At 46.6% G+C, this 21,305-nt stretch carries 20 protein-coding genes and 2 riboswitches; of the genes, 13 read left to right on the top strand and 7 right to left on the bottom strand.

The genetic code is table 11. From position 1 onward, the window contains the following. The first annotated feature begins 87 nt into the window (after window positions 1–87). The 10 genes from DF182_RS02025 to DF182_RS01990 all read left to right on the top strand — a co-directional run bounded on the left by DF182_RS02025 (window position 88) and on the right by DF182_RS01990 (window position 11,069). Window positions 88–723: a 4'-phosphopantetheinyl transferase family protein gene (locus DF182_RS02025; protein WP_113614019.1), complete on the top strand. Its 636-nt coding sequence runs from the start codon at window positions 88–90 to the stop codon at window positions 721–723. 269 nt (window positions 724–992) lie between these two features. Continuing rightward, on the top strand, window positions 993–1,151 hold the full coding sequence (locus DF182_RS32260; RefSeq protein ID WP_153259992.1) for a class I lanthipeptide: 159 nt from the start codon (window positions 993–995) through the stop codon (window positions 1,149–1,151). A gap of 16 nt (window positions 1,152–1,167) precedes the next feature. Then, window positions 1,168–1,344, top strand: coding sequence for a hypothetical protein (locus tag DF182_RS32255; RefSeq protein ID WP_153259991.1), 177 nt, complete (start codon window positions 1,168–1,170; stop codon window positions 1,342–1,344). 106 nt (window positions 1,345–1,450) lie between these two features. Then, window positions 1,451–2,662 carry a lanthionine synthetase C family protein gene (locus DF182_RS02020; RefSeq protein ID WP_113614018.1) on the top strand — a complete coding sequence of 404 codons (1,212 nt, stop codon included), beginning with the start codon at window positions 1,451–1,453 and terminating at the stop codon, window positions 2,660–2,662. Between the two features lie 128 nt (window positions 2,663–2,790). After that, entirely contained in the window at window positions 2,791–3,429 is a 639-nt protein-coding gene (locus DF182_RS02015; RefSeq protein WP_113614017.1) for a response regulator, read from the top strand. Window positions 3,430–3,458: 29 nt separating this feature from the next. Continuing rightward, window positions 3,459–3,660: riboswitch (cobalamin riboswitch) on the top strand. Window positions 3,661–3,776: 116 nt separating this feature from the next. Next, entirely contained in the window at window positions 3,777–5,783 is a 2,007-nt protein-coding gene (locus tag DF182_RS02010; protein ID WP_211327024.1) for a TonB-dependent receptor plug domain-containing protein, read from the top strand. A 4-nt stretch (window positions 5,784–5,787) separates the two neighbouring features. Next, window positions 5,788–6,939, top strand: a complete 1,152-nt coding sequence (locus tag DF182_RS02005; protein ID WP_113614016.1) for a YncE family protein — start codon at window positions 5,788–5,790, stop codon at window positions 6,937–6,939. 13 nt (window positions 6,940–6,952) lie between these two features. Further along, window positions 6,953–8,140, top strand: coding sequence for a PKD domain-containing protein (locus DF182_RS02000; RefSeq protein WP_113614015.1), 1,188 nt, complete (start codon window positions 6,953–6,955; stop codon window positions 8,138–8,140). A gap of 120 nt (window positions 8,141–8,260) precedes the next feature. Then, a riboswitch (cobalamin riboswitch) is annotated at window positions 8,261–8,480 on the top strand. 271 nt (window positions 8,481–8,751) lie between these two features. Beyond that, window positions 8,752–10,086 (top strand): DUF5074 domain-containing protein, encoded by a 1,335-nt coding sequence (locus DF182_RS01995; RefSeq protein ID WP_113614014.1) that lies wholly within the window; start codon window positions 8,752–8,754, stop codon window positions 10,084–10,086. Between the two features lie 50 nt (window positions 10,087–10,136). Continuing rightward, window positions 10,137–11,069 (top strand): PKD domain-containing protein, encoded by a 933-nt coding sequence (locus DF182_RS01990; protein WP_113614013.1) that lies wholly within the window; start codon window positions 10,137–10,139, stop codon window positions 11,067–11,069. 3 nt (window positions 11,070–11,072) lie between these two features. Here DF182_RS01990 and DF182_RS01985 read toward each other — a convergent pair whose 3' ends face one another. Both DF182_RS01985 and DF182_RS01980 read right to left on the bottom strand, forming a co-directional pair. Beyond that, complete coding sequence (locus DF182_RS01985) at window positions 11,073–11,540, bottom strand: NUDIX domain-containing protein (RefSeq protein WP_113614012.1); 468 nt, start codon at window positions 11,538–11,540, stop codon at window positions 11,073–11,075. A 147-nt stretch (window positions 11,541–11,687) separates the two neighbouring features. Further along, the gene (locus DF182_RS01980) at window positions 11,688–12,233 is read right to left on the bottom strand and encodes a P-loop NTPase family protein (protein ID WP_113614011.1); all 546 of its coding nucleotides are present in this window, start codon (window positions 12,231–12,233) and stop codon (window positions 11,688–11,690) included. A 580-nt stretch (window positions 12,234–12,813) separates the two neighbouring features. On the opposite strand from DF182_RS01980, the gene DF182_RS01975 reads away from it, so the two are divergent. Beyond that, window positions 12,814–13,548, top strand: coding sequence for a LuxR C-terminal-related transcriptional regulator (locus DF182_RS01975; RefSeq protein ID WP_113614010.1), 735 nt, complete (start codon window positions 12,814–12,816; stop codon window positions 13,546–13,548). On the opposite strand, the gene DF182_RS01970 is transcribed toward DF182_RS01975, so the two are convergent. Further along, complete coding sequence (locus DF182_RS01970; protein ID WP_113614009.1) at window positions 13,514–14,578, bottom strand: AAA family ATPase; 1,065 nt, start codon at window positions 14,576–14,578, stop codon at window positions 13,514–13,516. The genes DF182_RS01975 and DF182_RS01970 overlap by 35 nt on opposite strands. Before the next feature lie 99 nt (window positions 14,579–14,677). Here DF182_RS01970 and DF182_RS01965 point away from each other — a divergent pair, with 99 nt between their 5' ends. Beyond that, window positions 14,678–15,784, top strand: coding sequence for an ABC transporter permease (locus DF182_RS01965; protein WP_113614008.1), 1,107 nt, complete (start codon window positions 14,678–14,680; stop codon window positions 15,782–15,784). A gap of 37 nt (window positions 15,785–15,821) precedes the next feature. On the opposite strand, the gene DF182_RS01960 is transcribed toward DF182_RS01965, so the two are convergent. Next, a complete protein-coding gene (locus tag DF182_RS01960; protein WP_113614007.1) occupies window positions 15,822–16,958 on the bottom strand; it encodes a glycoside hydrolase family 172 protein in 1,137 nt (378 codons plus the stop codon). Window positions 16,959–17,119: 161 nt separating this feature from the next. Here DF182_RS01960 and DF182_RS01955 point away from each other — a divergent pair, with 161 nt between their 5' ends. Next, window positions 17,120–17,698, top strand: coding sequence for a hypothetical protein (locus DF182_RS01955; protein ID WP_147243317.1), 579 nt, complete (start codon window positions 17,120–17,122; stop codon window positions 17,696–17,698). Between the two features lie 10 nt (window positions 17,699–17,708). On the opposite strand, the gene DF182_RS01950 is transcribed toward DF182_RS01955, so the two are convergent. From DF182_RS01950 to DF182_RS01940, 3 genes are read right to left on the bottom strand one after another with little or no spacing between them, the layout of a single operon-like run. After that, entirely contained in the window at window positions 17,709–18,512 is an 804-nt protein-coding gene (locus DF182_RS01950) for an adenine nucleotide alpha hydrolase family protein (RefSeq protein ID WP_113614005.1), read from the bottom strand. Window positions 18,513–18,533: 21 nt separating this feature from the next. Further along, on the bottom strand, window positions 18,534–19,592 hold the full coding sequence (locus DF182_RS01945) for a response regulator (RefSeq protein WP_113614004.1): 1,059 nt from the start codon (window positions 19,590–19,592) through the stop codon (window positions 18,534–18,536). Further along, window positions 19,589–21,187, bottom strand: a complete 1,599-nt coding sequence (locus tag DF182_RS01940; RefSeq protein ID WP_245957349.1) for a sensor histidine kinase — start codon at window positions 21,185–21,187, stop codon at window positions 19,589–19,591. Before DF182_RS01940 ends, DF182_RS01945 begins: the two co-directional genes overlap by 4 nt. Window positions 21,188–21,305 lie beyond the last annotated feature (118 nt).

The following is a 21,305-nucleotide window of genomic DNA, read 5'->3' as shown; positions in this document are numbered from 1 at the left end:
CTGTGGTAGCGGGTATGCAGTGATGGTAATATTTTATGCAACAAGTTTGATGATTCAAATATAATGAAAAGGGTATAACTTCAGTTTATGGAAGTACGGGTTTATTATGCCTCTTTTGATACACCATTGTCTGCTGGTCGTTTCAGCCGTTTGCTGGAGCAGCTTCCGGAAGACAAACAACAACAGGTGTTAAGATATAAGCGTTGGCAGGATGCGCATGCGTCGCTGCTTGGAAAACATTTACTGCTACAGGCTTGCAGTGAGTCGGGATATCCGGCGGATCTTCGGCTGTTGCAGTATACAGTGGCTGGCCGGCCTTATATGCCGGAGTACCCTGATTTTAACATTTCTCATTCCGGAAATATGGTGGTTTGTGCTTTGGCTGCCAACGGACGGATCGGTGTCGATATAGAGAAAAGAGGCTCCATTGATATCATGGATTTTAAAGATCAGTTTACAATGGAAGAGTGGAAGCTGGTGATGTCTGCAGAAGATCCGGTATGGCAGTTTTATGAATTCTGGACTATTAAGGAAGCGGTAGCCAAAGCCAATGGAGTGGGTATTGTGGATTTGCCGTCTGTTCACATTTTATCAGAAAGTCTGGTAAGACTTCATGGATTTATGTGGACACTAACACCCTTGCTGTTGCATAATGCATATGCAGGTCATATAGCTACAGAATCGATTCCTTCCGTCAGTATCAGGGACGTTGTTTTCGACTAATATAGAAGGGGAATCAGCCATCCCGTAAAACCGGTAAATTTCATGTTTTAGCAATCGCTTTTTTTAAAATCACGGTTTTCCGTGAGCTGCTGTATCGTAGAATCTGCGTACATTTATCAAGTACCAATAATCAAAATAATCCGAAAAAATAATCCGAACGAAAACCATTTTGATCATCCTCAATTTATAATAGTCAATACTCAATAGTCAATACTCCAATACAATATAATTCCAACGTTTTTTATTTATAACCTATAATAATTTGTTTTATGAGAAAAACTTTCGAAAAAAAGCTGGTACTGAACAAAATTAAAGTTGCTAAACTGAATGCAGCTCAGGTTGATAGCGTAGACGTAAAAGCTCCTACCTACACCGGTTGCAGCCTGATGGCAAAATGCCCTCCTCCCAGCACACTGGTTAACTGCTAAACTGTAGTTTTTGTTTATGAAAAAGGAAACATCCAAAAAACTTCGTTTAGGTAAGATTAAAGTATCTGACCTTAGCAGTCATGTACAGTCTGCCGGTGCAGATCAGCGTTCCGGTGCTTGCGGCACCTCCTATGTGGTTGCTTGTATGAGCCAGGGAGCGCCTGTTTGCAGCAAAGACTCTTGTATTATCTAAATTAATTCCCCGGGCTAAAACCCGGGGCTAATAATTGGTTAAAATTTATTCAATCTTCATCAATATTAGCCCCGGGCTTTAGCCCGGGGATATTTTATTTTGAACGATGAACTACAGAAAAGAGATTGAGTTGACGCTGGAGCAGATCAGCAAAGAGCTGGATCTGTTTACAGCCAATGATACAAATGCAGGCCTTTTAGGAGGAAATACCGGCTGTGCTTTGTTCTATGCCTACTATTACCAATTTACTTCCCGTGAGGAGCATCTGGATAAGGTGCTGGATATTGTACAAAAAAGTATTACAGCTTTGTCTGAGCAACCATTGAATGGATCTTTCTGTGGTGGTGTGGCCGGTGTTGCCTGGTGTATACAGCACCTGGTAGGTATGGGTTTTATTGAGGAAGATGATATAACAGATGCTTTTACAGAGATTGATGAAGTGGTAGGCGATTTTATGGAAGAAACCCTGCTGGCTGGTAAAAATGATTTTCTGCATGAAGGGGTCGGCACGGCATTATATTTCCTTGGGCGGCCGCCTGAAATAGGGCAAAGGTATCTGGAAAGGCTGGTGGGACATCTGGCCGGGTCGGCACACCATTTACCTACGGGCATAGCCTGGAAGGACCAGTTTTCTTCCCAGAGCCATCGTAATCAGGAGGAGAACCTGTACAACCTCGGACTGTCGCATGGCGTACCTGCTATCATCGCCATACTGTGCCGGATATACGAAAAAGGAATTGCCCGGGATGTTACCCATGGGCTGATAGAAGATGCTACCCGCTGGGTACTGAATACCCGGAAAACTGATGGTGGAAAAGGACTCTCGTTGTTCCCTACTTTAGTGAATGCCGCCAATGTGATTAGCGGCGATGTAAATAGTCGTTTGGGCTGGTGTTATGGCGATCTTGGTATTGCCACTATGCTGCTGGGCGCCGGAAAGCGTCTGCAGAAGCCGGCTTACAACGAAGCCGCGTTGTCAGTATTGCATGATGTTGCTGCTTACCGTAATCAGAAAAACGGAGCCATACATGATACCTGTTTATGTCATGGGAGCGCAGGCATTGCGCATATATTGCAACAGGCTGCCCTGGCCACTGGTGATCCGGTCCTGGAAAAGGCTGCGTTCAACTGGCTGGAGACAACCCTAAAAATGAATACCTGGACGGATGGGCCTGCCGGGTACAAATTTTATCATCACCCTGATTATGTAGACAATTATAGTGTGCTGGAAGGTATTGCAGGAACAGGACTGTCACTCTTAGGCTTCCTGCAACCAGAAATGAGTACAGGCTGGAATGAATGCCTGTTGATATCATAAACATCTTTCGGAAAGTTTCATTTTGTTTCTTTTTTTTATATATTACAGTTAGTATTTGATCCACGAAAACTGTTCATCCGGAAATCCATGCCAACGCATGCCAACGTTACAGCAAATATGAAATAACCATGATCCGATTATATTGTGTAGATGATCACCCATTGATACTGGAAGGTCTACGCGCATTACTCTGTTTTGAAAGAGACATTGAACTGACGGGAGAAACAAGAACGGGGGAGGCGTGCCTGAGTTTTCTTGTTCACCACAGGGCTGATATTATTCTGCTGGACACCCTCTTGCCCGATATGTCCGGTGCAGCGCTATGCCATGTTATAAAAAGAAACTATCCTGAAACAATGGTGCTCGGACTGAGCTACCACAAAGATGGACCCGGTATCCACGAGATGATGGAAAGCGGTGCCAGTGGATGCCTGATGAAGAATGCCGACAAGGAAGAACTATTGAAAGCCATCCGTGACGTGCATAACGGGCACACCTATCTGTCGGCAGGACTCGAAGATGTTTGGCAAACAGATGACAGAAGAACAAGAGCCAGACAATTGAATATCACCAAAAGGGAAAAGGAAGTATTGTGGCTGATTGCCAACGGCCATACCAACCTCGAAATAGCCGAAAAACTTTTTATCAGCAGTGATACGGTAGACAGTCACCGACGTAACCTGTTGGGCAAATTCAAAGCCCGTAATACAGCCATGCTCATTAAATGTGCCATCGATAACAAACTACTCCTGTCAGGGTACCACTGACAACTTTTTGAAGAAAAGGAATTTATCTGCTACCTTCGCAGCGCAATGGTTTACTCCTCTCCGTTGCGGACGAGGGTAATTAAAAGGGAACACGGGTGTAAATCCCGGACAGTCCCGCTGCTGTAATTCTCTCAAATGCCCGGGCATCTATCCGGCCACTGTTGATAATCAATGGGAAGGCCGCCCGAAGCAGAGATAAGTCAGAATACCTGCCATGCATCTGTTTTAAGCCTTCGTGGAATGAGGCTTTGAAGTAAATCATGTTGCAGGCAGACTGCCTGAAGGAACTTACCTTGATTTTACTCCTGATACGAAGGCCGTTGAAGAAATTATCAAAACGGTGAAGTATGATGCGTATCTACCAACAGGGAAGTGCTCTTGTAAAGATTTTCCTGTGTCTGTTGCCCGGAATGCCTGCTGTGCTGAAAGCACAGCAAACCGACACTACCAGAACCCGCGAACTGCGGGAGGTGGCTGTCAGCGCCCCACGTGGTAATAAAGAAGTCGCACCGGGGCAGCAGCTCAAAGGCAAGGAGCTGCAACGATTAGGTACCCAGTCGGTAGCAGACGCGCTGCGCTACTTTTCGGGCATCCAGGTAAAAGATTACGGTGGCATCGGCGGCCTGAAAACAGTAGATGTACGCAGTATGGGCACCAACCATACCGGCGTGTTTTTCGATGGTATTGAACTCGGAAATGCACAAAACGGCCAGGTTGATCTGGGCAAGTTCTCACTGGAAAACATGGAAGAAATCTCCCTGTACAATGGTCAGAAAAGCAGCATCTTCCAGCCGGCAAAAGACTATGGTTCTGCGGGATCCATCTACCTCACTTCCGTCAAACCCCGCTTCGAAGGCGGTGAACAACGGCACATAAAAGGTACTTTTAAAACCGGCTCTTTCGGCCTCGTCAACCCCTCCATTCTCTGGCAGGAGAAAATAAGCCAGCGCGTGTCGGCATCCTTCAATGCTGAATGGATCAATGCCAATGGCCGCTACAAATTCCGCTATCAAAAAGAAAAAGGATATGATACCACCGCCATCCGCAAAAACAGTGATATCAACGCATTGCGGGTGGAAGGTGGTCTGCACGGTATCCTCAATGGCGGCGAATGGAACAGCAGGATCTATTTCTATAATTCAGAAAGAGGCCTGCCAGGCTTTGTCGTCAACAATGTATTTGGTCATGTTGACCGGCAATGGGACCGCAACTTTTTTGTGCAGTCTTCCTGGCGTAAAGATCTGAGCAAACGCTACAGCCTTATGCTCAACGGGAAATACGCCTACGACTATACGCATTATCTGGCACCAGATACTGTTCGTTATATCGAAAACCGCTACCGCCAGCAGGAAGTGTATGTGTCTGTAGCCAATCAGTACCTGCTCACCAGCTGGTGGAACCTGGGCCTGTCCGGTGATTTTCAATGGAACAAGCTGGATGCCGACCTGACTAATTTCTCCTATCCACAACGTTTTACCACATTGGTAGCCCTGGCCACCTCGGTGAATTTCAACCGCTTCAGTGCACAGGCCAGTTTGCTCAACACCATCATGAATGAAGAAGTGAAGAAAAATGCGGCCTCTCCTTCACATCAGGAACTCACACCCGCTGTATTTGTCTCCTGGCAACCTTTTGCGAAACCCAATATCACCTGGAGGTCGTTTTACAAACGTATCTTCAGAATGCCCACCTTCAACGATCTCTATTACACTGACATCGGTAACTCCAACCTGAAACCGGAGTTTGCCACACAATACAATACCGGTCTTACCTGGAGTCATACTTTCAGTGGAAAAATATTGCAGGAGCTGGGCCTGGAAACAGACGCCTATTACAATGAGGTTACCAACAAAATAGTGGCAGTTCCTGCAGCCAGCCAGTTCCGCTGGACGATGATGAACCTGGGTTTTGTGAAGATCAAAGGCATAGACGTGAAAGCCAAGGCTGTCTGGCAGATACTGAAAGACTGTCAGCTCAGCACCCGTGTCAATTATACCTTTCAGGATGCGAGAGATTTTACCAGCCAGGCAGAGAGTTTTTATGGTCACCAGATACCCTACATCCCCTGGCATAGCGGCTCGCTGGTATTGGGCGGCAGTTACCGGGACTGGGACCTGAACTATAGTTTCCTCTATACCGGTGAGCGCTACGATAGCAAGGAGAATATCAGGGACAACTATATGCAACCCTGGTATACTAGTGATGTCACGTTTACCCGCAGCTGGAAGCTCAATAGAACCGGCTTCCGTTGTACCGCACAGGTCAACAACCTGTTTAATCAGTATTATGATGTGGTGCTCAACTACCCGATGCCAGGCCGGAATTTCAAATTCATTTTGTCTGTAAACATCTAAGCTCATGATAAAATTATTACGTTTTACAGGTATTGTTATGTTGATGGCTGCCGTGGCCATCAGCGGCTGCCGTACCGGTAATGATATTGTGCCACCAGTAGTTACCCAGGTGGATACCCCTGTAAAACACTACCAGTACAAAGGTTTCTATCTGCTGAATGAAGGAAACATGGGCAGTAACAAGTCTACCCTCGACTTTTTTGATTTTACCAGCGGATTGTATAAAAAGAATATCTATGCAGAAGCGAATCCCACAGTGGTGAAGGAACTCGGCGATGTGGGCAATGATGTGCAGATATATGGCAATAAGCTGTTTGCCGTGATTAATGTGTCCAATAAGGTGGAGGTGATGGATGCCAACACTGTGAAGCGTATCGGGCAGATAGGACTGCTGAACTGCCGCTATATCACCTTTGCTAACGGTAAAGCCTATATTAGTTCATATGCCGGCCCTGTTTTAATTGATCCACGGTCGCCGATAGGTATTGTGGCCGAAGTGGATACCGCTACCCTGCAAATCACCCGTAAGGTGGAAGTTGGCTACCAGCCGGAGGAAATGGCCGTCGTGGATGGTAAACTGTACGTGGCTAATTCCGGGGGCTATCGTCCACCCACATACGATAGTACCATATCAGTGATTGATCTCAGCACTTTTAAGGAAATAAAAAAGATAACTGTTGATATTAACCTGCATCGCCTGAAAGCAGACCGTGATGGCGATTTGTATGTGACCAGCAGGGGAGACTACTACAACAGGCCTTCTGCATTGTATCTGGTGGACACTAAGACGGATGCCGTGAAAAAACGCTTCCCCATGGCTGCCAGCAACCTCTGTATCTCCGGCGACACAGCTTATGTATATGGCTCAGAATACAGCTATAATACTGCTTCCTGGAGAATTAATTATGGGATGATTAATGTTAAAACAGAGACCATCATTCCCGGCAGCTTTATTACAGATGGTACGGAGAGGGCTATTAAAATGCCCTATGGCATAATGGTGGATCCTGAAACAAAAGATGTATATGTAACAGATGCCCGGGATTATGTTTCTTCCGGCGTACTGTATTGTTTTAATAGACAAGGCAAAAAGAGATGGTCAGTCACCACTGGTGATATTCCGGGGCATTTTGTCTTTTTACCGGTAACCCAATAAAACCAACAGAAAAATGAAGCAACGACTTTTACCCTTTGTGATGCTGGCAGCACTCTTCGCGGGAAGCTGTTCCAAGAGTGAGGATACAACACCTACCGTTACGCCACCGGTCACCGGGCCGGAGGTGTCGGTTAATGTACCGGCAGGTGGTGTAAATACTGGAAATATGCAGTGGGTACGTTTAGCCGCCACCGTGAAAAATGATAATGGAGCTTCCTATCTGTGGAAGCTGGGCAATGATACCTTATCCACTACAAAAGAGCTGCAGTATCTGTTTACCAAAGAAGGAAATTATACGCTCGCATTGATTGTTAAAAACAGTGAAGGAGAAAAGCGTGTAGACGTCCCAGTTAAAATATCAACCGGAAAATATACCAATGGTGTTACCCGGGTATTTGATTTTCAACCGGCCCCTGGCCAGTTTGTGCATACGCTGCCGGCATGGGAAAACGGAGATGATCAACAGAAAATGAATGCCAAAGCAGAAGAAGCTCTAAAGAACGGTGGCATCATACACCTGGGTGGATTTGGCGGTTATGTGGTGATGGGATTTGATCATACGATCCTGAATGTGCCGGGTGCCTACAGTTTTACCGTACTTGGAAATGCTTTTGAGAGTTGGGCGGAGCCTGGAATTATCGAGGTAGCTTATGATGCCAATGGCAACGGGCTTCCGGATGATGAGTGGTATGAGATCGCCGGTTCTGAGTACAACAGTCCTAAAACAATCCGTAACTATCAGATCACCTACTACAAACCGGATGAGAACAAAGTAAAAACGCCTAATAAAAATTATCCTGCTCTCACTGATACCACCTATATCAAATGGAAAGATAATCAGGGGAAATCAGGATACCTGTCTAAAAATATGTACCATACCCAATCTTATTATCCGCAGTGGAAAGGAGATAGCATCACGTTCTCCGGCTCCAGGCTGACAGATGAATATGTGGTAGACAAATCTGGTGCGGGTACTTATTTTGTTAGTCCAGCTTTCCCTTTTGGTTATGCTGACAACTGGTCTAACGATAATGAAAAAGCTAACATCAAAATCAGCTGGGCCGTCGATAAAAAAGGGAATGCAGTACAACTGAAAGGGGTTGACTTTATCCGTGTATACACCAGCATGCGTGCGGAAGGCGGCTGGCTGGGAGAAATCTCTACAGAAGTAGCCGGCGTAAAAGACCTCAATCTAAAATAATAACAAGCATCATTCAAAACAATAATCTAAAACAACAGCAAAATCATTCAAAACAAAACGCTTAAATAAAATCATTCAAAACAAATTTATCCCAGGACTTTAGTCCTGGGATTTTTTTTGTAGCTTCGCTACGCGATTGGTTGTTTTGTTTTAAGCAAAACATTAAAAGGGAATCCGGTGTAAGACCGGAGCTATCCCCGTAGCTGTGATCCTGCACACCGGCGTTTTTGCCGGTAATATTTTCCCGGAGTTTACTCCATGCCACTGTCTGCTGATGCAGATGGGAAGGCCACCGGGAAAGCAGGGAAGCCAGAAGACCTGCCAGTAGCCATCAGTCATTTGTTGCTTTCGGGTGAAAGGCACCAGAATGTTTAGCCTAACGGCTTTATGTTCACGTATTATTATTTGGTTCACCCGCTGTGCTGTGTGGTTACAGGTTTATAGACCTGTATTGTTTTTTTGTTCCCGGTTGTTGTTGTCACATCAACTGTAGCCTGCTTGTTTTTTTACATCAAAAAAACAAAACGGAATTCCCTTGCCTGTACTGTAGTGCCGGTGTTATGTGTTTATCTACCATCAAAAAATATATTAACAACACATATTAGTACACTATGAATTTTAAAAAGTGTTTTACCCTGCTGTCCTTGTTGGTGGCCTTTTTTACGGCCTGTAAAAAAGAGGAAGCAATACCTGGCGTTGGACTTCAGCAAGAAGGTCGTTCAGATACTTTACATCTGGGAGAGGCGATTACCCTGCGGGCGCGGGTAGCTAACGTTAACGGCACTACGTTCGACTGGAAAATAAACGGAACTGCTGCTGGTACGGATTCCATTCTGAAATTTACAGCGTCTGCAAGTGGAATGTTCCGGGTGGTGGTGACAGCACGTAATACGGTTAGCATTGATTCTGTTGCTTACAACGTCAAAGTATGGGGTAAGTACGAAAACGGCTTTTTCATGTTGCAGGAAGGACAGTACGGCAATGATAACGGTGATCTCTGGTACTATAGCTATGACAGCAATCAGGTAGTGAAGAATGTTTTCAAAACGGAAAACCCCGGTAAGAGCCTGGGGCCTAATACAGCCACGTTGCAGTTTGCCACCGTGTACCGGGATAAAATGTATATGGCCGTAAAAGTAGGCGGGCCGCTGGTGGTAGCCGACGCTCATACGATGAAGGAAACAGGCCGTATTGACCATCTGCCGCAGGATGAAGGCTATGCTTTTGTAGGAGTGGATGATAGCAGAGGGCTACTCAGTGCAATTGATGGCGTGTACCGTGTTAACCTGACAGGCCCTGTACTGGGAGCCAAAGTAGCTGGTATCAACGGCCCTGCCGGCGATATGATACTGGCAGGTGATTATGTATTTGTAATGACGAAGGATGATGGGGTAGTAGCGCTCAAAGCAGCTGACTTCAGCGTGGCGAAAAAATTTGGTATTGGCGACGCTGGTTTTGCCCGTACTAAAGACGGTAGTATATGGGTCACCGGTAAGGACTCTCTCGTAAAAATCAATCCGGTATCACTGGCAGTAGACCGGGTGAAACTGCCGTTTAAAACCACCAACCCATGGGCATTTCTGGCCTGGCGTTCCGGTTCACTGACAGCCAGTGCCTCCGGTGATGCGGTGTATATCGCGGAGCGTGAAGCTGTGGAGGTGATCGGTGAAATTGAAGTGGGTGGCACCCGGCTTTATCGCTATCAACCTGGTAACGCTGCTTCATTGTCTGCTCCGTTCCTGACACTTCCTGCTGGCCAGTACTTCTATGGTTCTGCAGTAAGATATAATGAACGCCGCAAGGAACTGGTAGTGATTGCCCTCACCGATAAATTTGGTGGCAGTAATGATAACCGCTGGCTGATGTATGATGCCGTGACGGCCAATCTGAAGGAAACGGTTCGTTATACCGGTTACTATTTCCCGGCATTGCCTGTATTCTATTGATAGATCCCTCAATTTGTTATTATCCTTTTTTTCACTTAAAAAATATACGTATGAAAAATCCCTGTTGGGCAGCCATGGCTCTGGCTGCGCTCTTTGTCTGGTCTTCCTGCCGTAAAGACGCGCTCAATAATGACCTGTTAACCAACGTAGAAACCCCGCGCACGGGGCTTGTCAGCAATGTGACGCTCAGACCGGCTACCCTTGCCAGCAGTCCGCTTATCAGCAAGGTGTATACCTATATGCCGGCACCCGGACAGTTTATCAATGAATCGGCTTACGGCACTATCGCTGCAGCACAGGCTGTGGTAGGCAGTACCAGCAATCTGGTATCGCTCGGTGGTTACGGTGGATACATTGTATTCGGCTTCGATCACTCTGTAGTCAATGGTGCAGGTAATGACCTGGGTATTTATGGTAATCCCCTGGGACCTCAGTACCAATGGTCCGAGCCGGGTATTGTGATGGTCAGTCAGGATGTAAACGGCAACGGTATTCCTGATGATCCCTGGTATGAACTGGCAGGCAGTGAATACAATGCTTCCGGCACTGTCAAAAATTACCGGATCACGTATTACAATCCGCATGCTGCGGGTACCAATGTCCCCTGGAAAGATAATCTGGGCAATAGTGGTATCGTGCAGGCCAACAGCTTTCACTCGGCTAACAACTACTATCCTGCGATGGCGCCCAACCAGGATTCCATTACCTTCACCGGTACCAAACTGGTCAATACCCTGGTGCCCGGAAGTATTATTACCAACCTGGCTTTTGCATGGGGCTATTCCGATAGTTATTCCAGCGAATATCCTACGTATGGGTATAACACCTTTGATATTTCATGGGCAGTGAATGCCAGCGGCCAGTCGGTAAGTCTGAATGCGATTGATTTTGTAAAGGTATATACCGGCCAGAACTGTAATGCCGGCCCTATGTTGGGGGAAATCTCCACTGAATTAAAAGGTGCGAGGGACCTGCATTTATAATGCTTATTCCGGGGCCTGGCCCCGGAATTTTGACAGCTCTTCAATGAAGGCGGCCTGTTGTGCATTGATGAGTTTTTTGGCCGTGTCGGCATCAAACCAGCCGGCTTTGTCTATTTCAGGGAAAGTTTTTTTCCGGCCGGAGTGTGGAGGCCATTCTATCTCAAAAGTGTTGCTGACAATTTTTTCGGGGTCTGTATCTCCTTCTGTGGCCCAGCATAACACCTGTTTTCCGCCTTTCTGGACAATGGGTTGCAGGGGTATGAAGGTGCCACCTGGCTGATAACCGGTTTCTTCCTCAAATTCGCGTATGGCTGCATGCAACGGTGCTTCTCCCGGTTCAATCTCTCCTTTAGGTATGCTCCACCAGCCGGCATCTTTTTTTTGAAAATAAGGTCCACCGGGATGTACCAGAAAGTACTCCGTGATGTCATTTGTTTTTCGGTAAAGAAGAATGCCTGCACTTTGTTTCATATTGTTGATGACGTTGATTTTCTATATCAAAACCGTTTGCAGCGATGGTTTGTTTAACAGCCGGAAGGAGTGCAGAAACTGGATATCCCAGGAAAGAGCGCAGAAAGTAACCCGCCAGATAAACGTAGCGCAGGCGGTAAGGCTTCCTTATGACCTCATATTGTGTACTTTTTCCTGCATCCGTTGCAGCCTTTCTGCAATGGAGATGTCTCCTGTTATTTCGAGTACCGGTATTTTCAGTTTGCCGATCCATTGCTGGTGCTGGTTATGGCTTCTGCCTCGGAAGTCAGGCTCATCATACCTGGAAGCCCAGGTGATAAAGGCGGCATTTTCTTTTTTGAGCCAGGGGTCGGTTTCCAGCAGGGTGCCGTACCGTTGTTTTTCACGGAGGATAAGCCGCTGCATCCGTATATCAGTAGGGAGCCAGAGGAATACTGCCAGCTGGAACTGATCGGGCATTACAGGAGTCCAGTTAAAAACAGAGCCGGCTACCACTACTTTATCGTAGCTGTTGAGATCGGCCAGGAACTGATGGTTCCGTTCCGTAGGGTCTCGTTTGTTTTCATAAGGATGTTCCGTTTTCAGCCAGTAATAATGGTCTGCTTCCAGATGTTCATATCCGTTTTCTCTGGCAAATGCCTTGGCGAGGGTGCTGGTGCCGGCACCAGCTGCTCCGAAAATAACGATCTTCATCTTTTTAGGGTCTTTTGTTGGGTTAAACAAAGATAGGTATATCTTCTTACCCATCCTCCTGAAGGATCATGATAAAAAAAATGGTGGGAGCGAGTCCCACCAAAATTGCTTCACAAATTGAAACTAATGGGATTAACAACTTGGGTAATTCAACAGTCAAAATTTAATAACAACCTTAACGCAAAATCAAATATGTATCTCGACAATCCCTTTTTAGGACCAGTGCAGCCATGAACGTTAAACTTGCCTGTTCATACACTGCACTGTATCCCCGGGGACATTGCTTCAAAAAGAGGAAGGGTTTTTTCTAACAAACTTTTCCCTCAGCTTTTAACACATTCTTTTAAAATCAACTTTTGGGGGTGTAACCAATTCCTGCTGCAACAGATGGGGTCTCTTGCCTTACTCCAATAGTTGGCGGCTGGTAGATGTAGCTGGATAAAAGGCCCTTTCAGCGCGTTATTCCTACAAACTCCAATTGGATTGTTTACAGGCGCAAAAGTATTAGGTGATTCATAATCAGTCAACTGTGTAATTACGCAGGTTGTTGTATTCTTTATTATTTTTATGTCAAAAACGGATGAAGCATGATAAGTTGGGGATTTATTCCAAAACCTTTATTACAGATGTACCAGCTGACCCGAACAGCCCGGACGTAGCGCACTTCAGAAAAACGATCCGGAGGTTCCCCGATGAGGCCATTTATATTTATTCGTTTAAGGATAACCGTATGTTGTATGCAGACGGTTGGGAAGAATTGCTGGGATACGCTGATAACGAGATTACCATGCTCACGATCGTAAATATTACAGCCCCTGAATATGCCCCTTTTTCAAACGAGCTGAATGACAAAGCCCTGATGTTTTTGCATAACATAACAAAAGATCTGGAGCAATATAGTTTTACGATAGAGCTGAAAAAAATACATAAAAACGGCACACATGTGCCATTAATTTGCAAAGTGGGCGTGTTTTCTGCAGAAGAAGGCCAGGTGACGGCTATTATCGGGCATTCCCAAAAAAATGAAAGTATCAAACTGGGTAACGTGATGCGGTATGCCGCCTATGGTCCTGAAAAATCAGCTTTTGAAGAAGAGCTGAACAAACAACTGTTCCGTCATTATGCTATTTCGGAGAAGGAGAAAGAAGCCCTTGCCATGGTAGCAGAGGGCTTTTCCTTTAAAGAGATTGCGGCCAGGTTCGGCGTTTCCCAGTCAGCGATTGAAAAGAGGATTATCCCTATGTACAAACGTTTTGAGGTGAAAAGCCTGACACACCTGATCAGCTTTGCATATGCAAATCATATTCTCCCCTGATCATCGGGGGAGCATATGGCTGCAGGTTCAGGGAAATCAGTTTTTCCTTCTCTACACCTATGTTCAGCAACATATCTTTCCATCTTTCCGACAAACGGTCATCATCTCCCAGTACCCAGATAACATTGGTTTGTCTTAACACAGTGCGGTTGATATCATTGGTGGAGAAAGTGTCTACAAAGCTCAGGAACTGATCCGGCGTAATCAGATCGTGTTTGATAGGATCGCCGGGATTGATATCATCAATCACGAGGATAGAGGCTTTGCGCCAGGTCCATAATACATCTGCCGATGTGGCATCGTCGTGTTCAAAGAACATGCAGTACAACTTCATGGCTGAGGTGTATACGGCCGTATGATGACGTATAGACAGCTCCGTAGCAATGCCAACGCTGAGACTTGTTTTACCGCTTCTTTTGGGGCCAAACAAAAACAGGTGCATGCCGTGGCCTTTGTTGTCGAGGAAACGGCGTATTTCATCAATATCCTTTTGCGGCAGGCTTTCTGTATTCCACTGGCTGAGCCGGAACTGGAACGGATAGGAAGGTGTCTGCAGGTACATCTTGGTAAGATACCAGTAATAGGCAGGATATAATACCATAGCGGTGAGTATCAGTAGTATGCTGAGTGCTGTCGGCGTATAGCCGCACAGGATAGAGGCCATAAAAGCGCCGGACCAGAAATACAACAGGTCTGTAATGGTATCAAAGGCAATATTGCCCCAGGCAGGCTGGAAAACATAACGTTTTCTGGCTTTGTCTGACAGCAGCGGTCCCAGAAAATTATACGTTTCAAAAACAAGCCAGGCCATGCTGACGCCCAGCGCCGCATTCAGGGCTGCCCTCGATTCGGGTATATGCTTTTTTAAGATAAGAAACACTACAAAAGTGGGAATAAAACCCAGCGAAAAGTGACCGAACTGATTAGCCAGCCATGTATAGGTGAGGGTAACACCACGATAGGAATCCTTTCCGATCAGGTCTGCTTTGAGCTGGCGGAAGATGTCTTTGGGAGTAATAATTTTTTTCATTCGAAGCAAAGGGTATTAGGGGGCAGAATAATAAAACCGCAAATATAATGTGTTCCACTGACAGTGATTTTTCAGAAGAATGTTTAGCTTTGATCTTGTATGGCAAAAAAATATAGTCAGCTGAAGGCTGCCCTTGTGTTAGCCAAAGCGAGCCTCATTGCTACCCTGCGTAGCCCTACTTCCGTTGTTTTCGCCTTGCTGTTCCCTATCATCTTTGTTACGGTATTTGGCGCCATGGTAGATAATACGGCCGTGAAAATCAAGATTGCAGTTTCGCCACGCAGCGATACCAGCAGTCCGGTATACCGTGCTGTAAAGGCAGTAGGCATTTTCAGTCTGGCTAAAGAACAGGATTCCCTCGAACAAATTGCTGCTTTAAAGAAAGGGCGCATAGCCGGCATCATTGATATCCCTGCGCCGGTATTGTCGGCGCCGGTACCGCACTATGGCGTGTCATTACTGAGTTCCGGTGCAGTGGCTGATAAGCGGCCGCTGATACAGGCAGCTCTGCAGGAAGTAGTGGCGGGTATCAACCGCCAGGTGTTGCCTGATCAACCGGTTGCCGCTACACTGAAGGTAGTGACTGTTCCGGGCAGGGTATACCGGCAGATTGACTTTATCCTGCCGGGGCAACTGGGCTTTTCGCTGCTGATGGCCGGCGTATTTGGCTCTGCCTTCCTGCTGTTCAACCTCCGGCATACGCTGGTACTGAAACGTATTTTTGTAACGCCTATCAGCCGCACTGCTTTGCTGGCAGGTGAAATGCTGAGCAGGCTGTTGTTTCAGGTGATCTGTTTTATCATCATTACTGCATTGGGCTACTACGTATTTGATTTCACCCTGATCAATGGTGTGGTCACTTTTATTGAGATGCTGGGCCTGTCTGTTTTCGGACTGATCATCTTCACCGGTATCGGATTTATGATCAGCGGTGTGATCCGCAATGAAAGCTCTATCGCACCGGTCGCCAATACGATTACGGTGCCGCAGATATTGTTATGCGGCCTCTTTTTTCCGGTAGAGAATTATCCCGTATGGCTGCGCACCTTCTGTGATTATCTGCCATTGACCTTTTTTGTAGATGGCCTGCGGAAGATAGCCTTCGAAGGTGCTCATCTCTGGGAAGTACCGGTACAACTGGGCGGCCTCGCTGTATGGGCAGTGATAGTGGGCGTGTTGTCTGTGAAAATGTTTAAGTGGGAATGATATTCAATTACGGATTACGTTGAAATTCGTAATCGTTTTAGTTTACTTCCAGCTCATTCATAGCCGGCAGCCTGGGAAAGGGCGCATGCGGCTCACGCTGATACCAGAACACCACGCTGCTGATATCGGACTGCTGGGGAAGGTAACGTCCGCCGCTTCTCCAGCCCAGGTCCTGAATAGTGATATGCAGCTCTTTTTCGAAACGTATGGGGTCCATGATATGCCAGCGGTACAACCCGAAACGCTGCTGCGATTTATACAGTCCATCGGGCCGTATTACCTGTGGCAGTCCGGAGTAGGGTGTTGAAAACTCCTGGTAACGGCCTTTATGGTCGAAGTTGTAGGAGCCGCAGAAATAATCTTCGGTGCCTGTGCCGCAGATGGTAGGATACTGTGTATCGCCATCCATAAAAAACTTGATTTCTCCCTCGCCCCACCAGCCGTTGTTGTTAACGCCCCAGGCCATGTAGGTGCCCACATACTGGCCTTTTCCCTTTACGCCGTCTATCAGGGTATAACTGGCCTCTTTCACAGGATTGTTACGTCTGAATTGTGCATGGAAATAACCAGCATCATCAGGAACGTTGGTCAGCGTATAGTCGATCTGGTAATACAGCGTCATTTTTTCGGTGTTGATGTTTTCCATGGTGATACGGCATTTTCTGCGGAAGGGCATGGCCCAGTAGCAATTGAAGGCACTCCCCGGATTGACGCATACCGCAAGGGAATTGAGCGGTGCATATTCGCCCCATCCCATGCCAAAGAAGTCACCTACCGGTACTTCTACAGAAGGGGTGGTTTCATCGTCCCAGTAGAAGCGGAGGATGGAGTAGCGCCAGTTGCCGGTGGGTGTCATCCAGATATGCTGAATAGCGCCGGGGCCTTTGATCTCCGCGAGGGTAACGGTTTTGCCGGGCTCTATGAATATGTATGGATTTACTTTCCAGCCCTGGCCCAGTTCCCTGGCTGCGTTACGGGCATTGCCCTGTTCGAGGGTGGCCATGCCGCCTTTGCCGGCTTCACCGCTGGGGTTCTCCGGACTGATAGAGCGGGTTTTGGCATCAGACAGGCGATACAGATTGCCCATGTTCATTTCGAGCCCGTTGAACGGCTGTTGAGCAGCGGAGATCACATACATACAGACGGACGTCAGCAGGAGGATCGTTTTTTTCATACGTGGAATTTTTAGTAGTAAGGAGGATAACGCTCCGGAATCATACAGCTGCAGTGTATTTAAAAATAGGCTTTAACGTTTTAGTATACAAGCAATGTCCGGACTTTTTTTATATTGCGGTGTGTTGCTGTCAAATGAACTAAAAGAAAACTATGTACCGCTTGTCCAGAATCGTTGTCTCCGGAGTATTGTTGTCCTTCATGCTGATGATAAGCGCCTGCGTGCCTAAACTGAACCTTTATCGCCACTATTGGACGATGGATGTTAATACCTATCTTTCCAATCAGCTACATGTTGTCGGTCAGGATTCTTGTATGGGATTACCTTGTAAAGTACTGCAGGCTGTAAATGAGTTCCGCTTTGGGGATGTGCTTTTTATGGGTGATAGCAGTAGTGGAGGCAAAAGTATTTCGTTCCTGTTTGAAGATGAAAAATACACACTTAAAGCCGGTTTGGAAATCATGGAGGTGAATCCGGTGAATAGCCCGCGTAATCAGGAATTGTTATCCGCTATAACCGGTTTGCTGGGTACTAACGTCAATAAATATACGAATGGGAAAGACCTGTTGTATATCTGGAATGATCTGCCTGACAAGGGAAAAGTGGTGGCGTTTTCCCTCGTCCATGGCTATAATAAAGCAGGTGAGTTTATTACCACCCGTGTGCTGATGTTGAAGCGGGACCTGTCTGCATTCGACAGCATCATCGATATGCTGAAAGCAGATAAAAAAACAATATAAGCCTGCGGCATCAGCGATGGGCAATAAATGCAGGCACCTGATGGGCCTTGAGCGTATCAGCGATAAAGCTGTGCCGGAAAAACCTTGAAATCTGCGACCTGCCATAAGCACCACTGACTACAATCGGCTTCCCCACTCCGCCCAGCCAGGTGTTGAAATTTTTTTCCGGTATCATGTTCACTGCCTGTGCGTCGAGGTTGGAGAAATGATGTTGTACCAGTTCCAGTATACTATCGGTGTCGGGTATACTGGATTTATCGCTTTGAGCATATAGTAACATCGTTTTACGGGAGCATAGTTGCGGGAAAAGCATCGCAAAACTTTTAATAGCAAATACAGAGGAAGCACTGCCATCGTATGTGAGGATAATACTTTCGGGGAAAGCCAGGTTTTCGGGAGATACGATCAGCGGGCATTCCGACTGATGCAGAACACTGTCCAGAAAACTGCCTGGGCCGTATACGATGTCTGCATAAAACTTTTCACTACTCAGCAGCAAAAGGTCGGCGAAACGGGTTTCCCTGTGTAGTACTTTCAGGGCGAATTCACTGACATCATGATGTACGAGATGATGGATTTGATGACGTTCGCAGTATTCCTTAAAAGTAACCATGCTTTGCTGAATGGAAGCAGCGCCGTAATTTTCCGTTAACGGAATAAATGCAGAACCATAGCCTATATCCACGGAAAGGTTCATCTCCGGCAGAAATACGCCGCATAAAACAATCGGTTCTATTTCATTCATCTGCCTGGCAAATTCAAAAGCGCCTTCCGGAAAATGTCCGTCATCGATAGCCAGCAATATCTTTTTCATAACAGATCGTTTAATAGTTATTTAGTACAGCATATTGGACAGTTTGTTTTCATCCAGAATAATGACCATTCCATCCCTGATGTCAATCAGCTTTTCCTCACGAAAATCGCTGAGTGTGCGGATCAGTGATTCGGTGGCTGTTCCGGCAATGGTAGCGAGGTTTTCGCGGCTGATATTCACGGTGTAAGGCGTTTCGTTATGAGGGTTGTATTTTCGTAGAAGACTGATCAACGCTTCTGCTACTTTTTTGCGCAGAGAGTTGTAGGCCAGTCCCAGCAGTTGTTGTTCCTTGTCTGTGATGTTTTTGGCCAGCATACGAATCAGCTGTGTAGCCACTTCATGGTTGTTGTTGAGCAGTTCCTTAAAATCATCGGCAGGGATCAGGGCTATTTCAGTATCTTCCATAGCGATGGCCGTTTCTTTGTACACAGTACCTTCCAACAGGGCGGTATATCCCAGAAAGTCGCCGGCGGAGTAAAGGTCAAGCACCAGTTCTTTCCCCTGGTCATTGGTTTTACAGGTTTTTACTTTTCCTTTCTGCACATAATAGAGGCGGGAAGGATGATTCCCTTCGGCATAGATCACCTGTTTTTTACGGTACTTATCAATGTTGCGGCCTTCTGCGAGTGTCTGCAGGGAGGTTTTGCCGGTGACTTCATACATCAGCTGGCTCATACCCTGTATATCAGCAGGAAACTGTTGTTTTTTGATCGCAGCTTTTCTCAGCCTGCTTTCCACGGTGTCCCAGAGTTCGGTACCACTAAAGGGTTTGGTGAGATAATCATCTGCACCCATGCCCATTCCTTTGCGGAAATCGGCCCTGTCTGTTTTAGCGGTCAGAAAGATGAAGGGCGTATCTTTTACAGACTCCTGTTGTTGCATCAGATGTAATACACCAAAGCCATCCAGTATAGGCATCATGATATCACAGATCACCAGGTCGGGCTGGTGTTGAAAGAGCATTTCAATTCCTGCTTTCCCGTTTTCGGCTGTGAGTACGCGATAGCCGGCGATAGCGAGGATATCAGCAGTATTCTCTCTCAGCTCTTCGTTGTCTTCTATCAACAGGATCGTCTTCATGGTGAGCGTACATTTAAGGGATCTGCCGGAAAAGTGATGGTAAAGATGGTGCCTACTCCCAGCTCGCTGGCGCAGGAAATAGCGCCGTTGAGCAGTTCACTGTATTTCTGCACAATATGCAGGCCGAGTCCTGTGCCCTGAATGTTGCTGACGTTGGTACCCCGGTAAAACCGTTCATAAAGGTGCTGCTGGTCTTCCTGCGACATACCGATGCCATTGTCTTTGATCGTCAGGATAAACTGTTTGTCTTCCACAGCGGTGAACATTTCGATGGTGCCGCCGGGATGCGAAAACTTAATGGCGTTGCCCAGCAGGTTCATGGAAATATGCCGCAACAAAGACGGGTCCAGCCAGGCTTCGGTAGCTCCGGTGTGCTGGTAGCGGATGATCTGGTTTTCTTTTATCAGTTCCTGCATTTCCTGTACGATGGTATTGAAGTAGTCTTCTATATCGAAGGTGGTATATCGTGGTTGTAATTTTCCTTCTTCTATTTTTCCTACGGAGAGAAAATCATTCAGTGTGTCGGTGAGAAAGCTGACAGAATTAACAATGCGCTGGATATGTTTGTCGCGGACGGGCTGCTCGCCGTCTGCTGCATAGTGTTTTACCAGAAAGGCAGATGACAGGATGGTACTCAGCGGCGTGCGGAATTCATGCGATGCCATGGAAACAAAGCGGGATCTAAGATCGCCTAGTTCCTTTTCTCTGCTGAGTGCCTGTGTAAGCTCTTCTTTGGATGCTTCGAGATCGGCGAGTGCTTTGCGTAATTGTAAAGTACGTTCTTCTACCATGCCTTCGAGTTCGTTGTTCAGCCTTTCGATTTTGTCTTCTGCTTTTTTTCTGGCGGTGATGTTACTGATGTAAGCGATCACAAAATGGCCTTCTTCATTGGAATAGTGGCTCAGACTGATCTCCACCGGAAATTCGGAACCGTCGCGGCGTACAGCGAAGAGGTCGAGTCCAATGCCCATGGGCCTGCTCTGTGGCGCGGCGTTATACCTTTCGCGATGTCCTATATGTTTTTGCTGCAGTCGCTGAGGAATCAGTTGTTCTATGGGTTTGCCGGTTAGTTCCTCTCTTCTGTAATCAAACTGTTGAAGGGCAAAATCATTGATGAGCATAATTTCGCCATCCTGGTTAGTAACGATAATGCCTATACTGGCATAGTTGAAAAGGGCGCCAAAACGCTGCAGTTCTTTGCTGAGCTGTAGTTTGTAGCGTCTGTCTGACTGACTGTCGGTGATGCGGAAGAAGCAGTAGGACTGGCCCTGATGTTGTATGATCATTTCTTCATACAGGCCGGTGAAGGTTTCACCCTGCAGATTTCTCCATTGTATTTCATGCAGAACGGGGTCCTCAGGGGGGAAGGCATTGCCCGTGATTGTTTTTCCGTCTCCCAGCTGATTTTGTTCCAGCAGCAGTTTCAGGGAAGGGAAATCATTTGTTCCCAGCATCCGGATACCTGTTGCATTGATATACTTCAACCGTCCGCCTGTCATCTCTCTGATAGCGACCAGGCCGGGGACTCTCTCCATTAATGCTGCGAACATACTGAGTTGAAAGTCAATGTCAAGATCTCTGATGGATGTTGTCATTGCTGGTTGTTTTACAACTATGGTAAGTTAAGGATTTTCTCCTTCAGTATCAAGACTGACGAGGTTTTGACAGGCTCGTCAGTTGTTGTCCGGAAATATGATTAGTATCAGGTTTGTA

It is taken from the genome of Chitinophaga flava, from assembly GCF_003308995.1.
Classification (GTDB): Bacteria; Bacteroidota; Bacteroidia; order Chitinophagales; family Chitinophagaceae; genus Chitinophaga; species Chitinophaga flava.
Note: the sequence above shows the minus strand (reverse complement) of the source record. Positions and strands in the feature narration are given on the sequence as shown.

Bases quoted from the DNA above. Each gene is read 5' to 3' on its own strand.
- DF182_RS02010 (WP_211327024.1), top strand. From the start codon at position 3,777: ATGATGCGTATCTACCAACAGGGAAGTGCTCTTGTAAAGATTTTCCTG.
- DF182_RS32260 (WP_153259992.1), top strand. From the start codon at position 993: ATGAGAAAAACTTTCGAAAAAAAGCTGGTACTGAACAAAATTAAAGTT.
- DF182_RS02025 (WP_113614019.1), top strand. From the start codon at position 88: ATGGAAGTACGGGTTTATTATGCCTCTTTTGATACACCATTGTCTGCT.
- DF182_RS01980 (WP_113614011.1), bottom strand. From the start codon at position 12,233: ATGAAGATCGTTATTTTCGGAGCAGCTGGTGCCGGCACCAGCACCCTC.
- DF182_RS01970 (WP_113614009.1), bottom strand. From the start codon at position 14,578: ATGAAAAAAATTATTACTCCCAAAGACATCTTCCGCCAGCTCAAAGCA.
- DF182_RS02005 (WP_113614016.1), top strand. From the start codon at position 5,788: ATGATAAAATTATTACGTTTTACAGGTATTGTTATGTTGATGGCTGCC.
- DF182_RS32255 (WP_153259991.1), top strand. From the start codon at position 1,168: ATGAAAAAGGAAACATCCAAAAAACTTCGTTTAGGTAAGATTAAAGTA.
- DF182_RS01940 (WP_245957349.1), bottom strand. From the start codon at position 21,187: ATGACAACATCCATCAGAGATCTTGACATTGACTTTCAACTCAGTATG.
- DF182_RS02020 (WP_113614018.1), top strand. From the start codon at position 1,451: ATGAACTACAGAAAAGAGATTGAGTTGACGCTGGAGCAGATCAGCAAA.
- DF182_RS01990 (WP_113614013.1), top strand. From the start codon at position 10,137: ATGAAAAATCCCTGTTGGGCAGCCATGGCTCTGGCTGCGCTCTTTGTC.
- DF182_RS01965 (WP_113614008.1), top strand. From the start codon at position 14,678: ATGGCAAAAAAATATAGTCAGCTGAAGGCTGCCCTTGTGTTAGCCAAA.
- DF182_RS01945 (WP_113614004.1), bottom strand. From the start codon at position 19,592: ATGAAGACGATCCTGTTGATAGAAGACAACGAAGAGCTGAGAGAGAAT.
- DF182_RS02000 (WP_113614015.1), top strand. From the start codon at position 6,953: ATGAAGCAACGACTTTTACCCTTTGTGATGCTGGCAGCACTCTTCGCG.
- DF182_RS01985 (WP_113614012.1), bottom strand. From the start codon at position 11,540: ATGAAACAAAGTGCAGGCATTCTTCTTTACCGAAAAACAAATGACATC.
- DF182_RS01995 (WP_113614014.1), top strand. From the start codon at position 8,752: ATGAATTTTAAAAAGTGTTTTACCCTGCTGTCCTTGTTGGTGGCCTTT.
- DF182_RS01960 (WP_113614007.1), bottom strand. From the start codon at position 16,958: ATGAAAAAAACGATCCTCCTGCTGACGTCCGTCTGTATGTATGTGATC.
- DF182_RS02015 (WP_113614017.1), top strand. From the start codon at position 2,791: ATGATCCGATTATATTGTGTAGATGATCACCCATTGATACTGGAAGGT.
- DF182_RS01950 (WP_113614005.1), bottom strand. From the start codon at position 18,512: ATGAAAAAGATATTGCTGGCTATCGATGACGGACATTTTCCGGAAGGC.
- DF182_RS01975 (WP_113614010.1), top strand. From the start codon at position 12,814: ATGAAGCATGATAAGTTGGGGATTTATTCCAAAACCTTTATTACAGAT.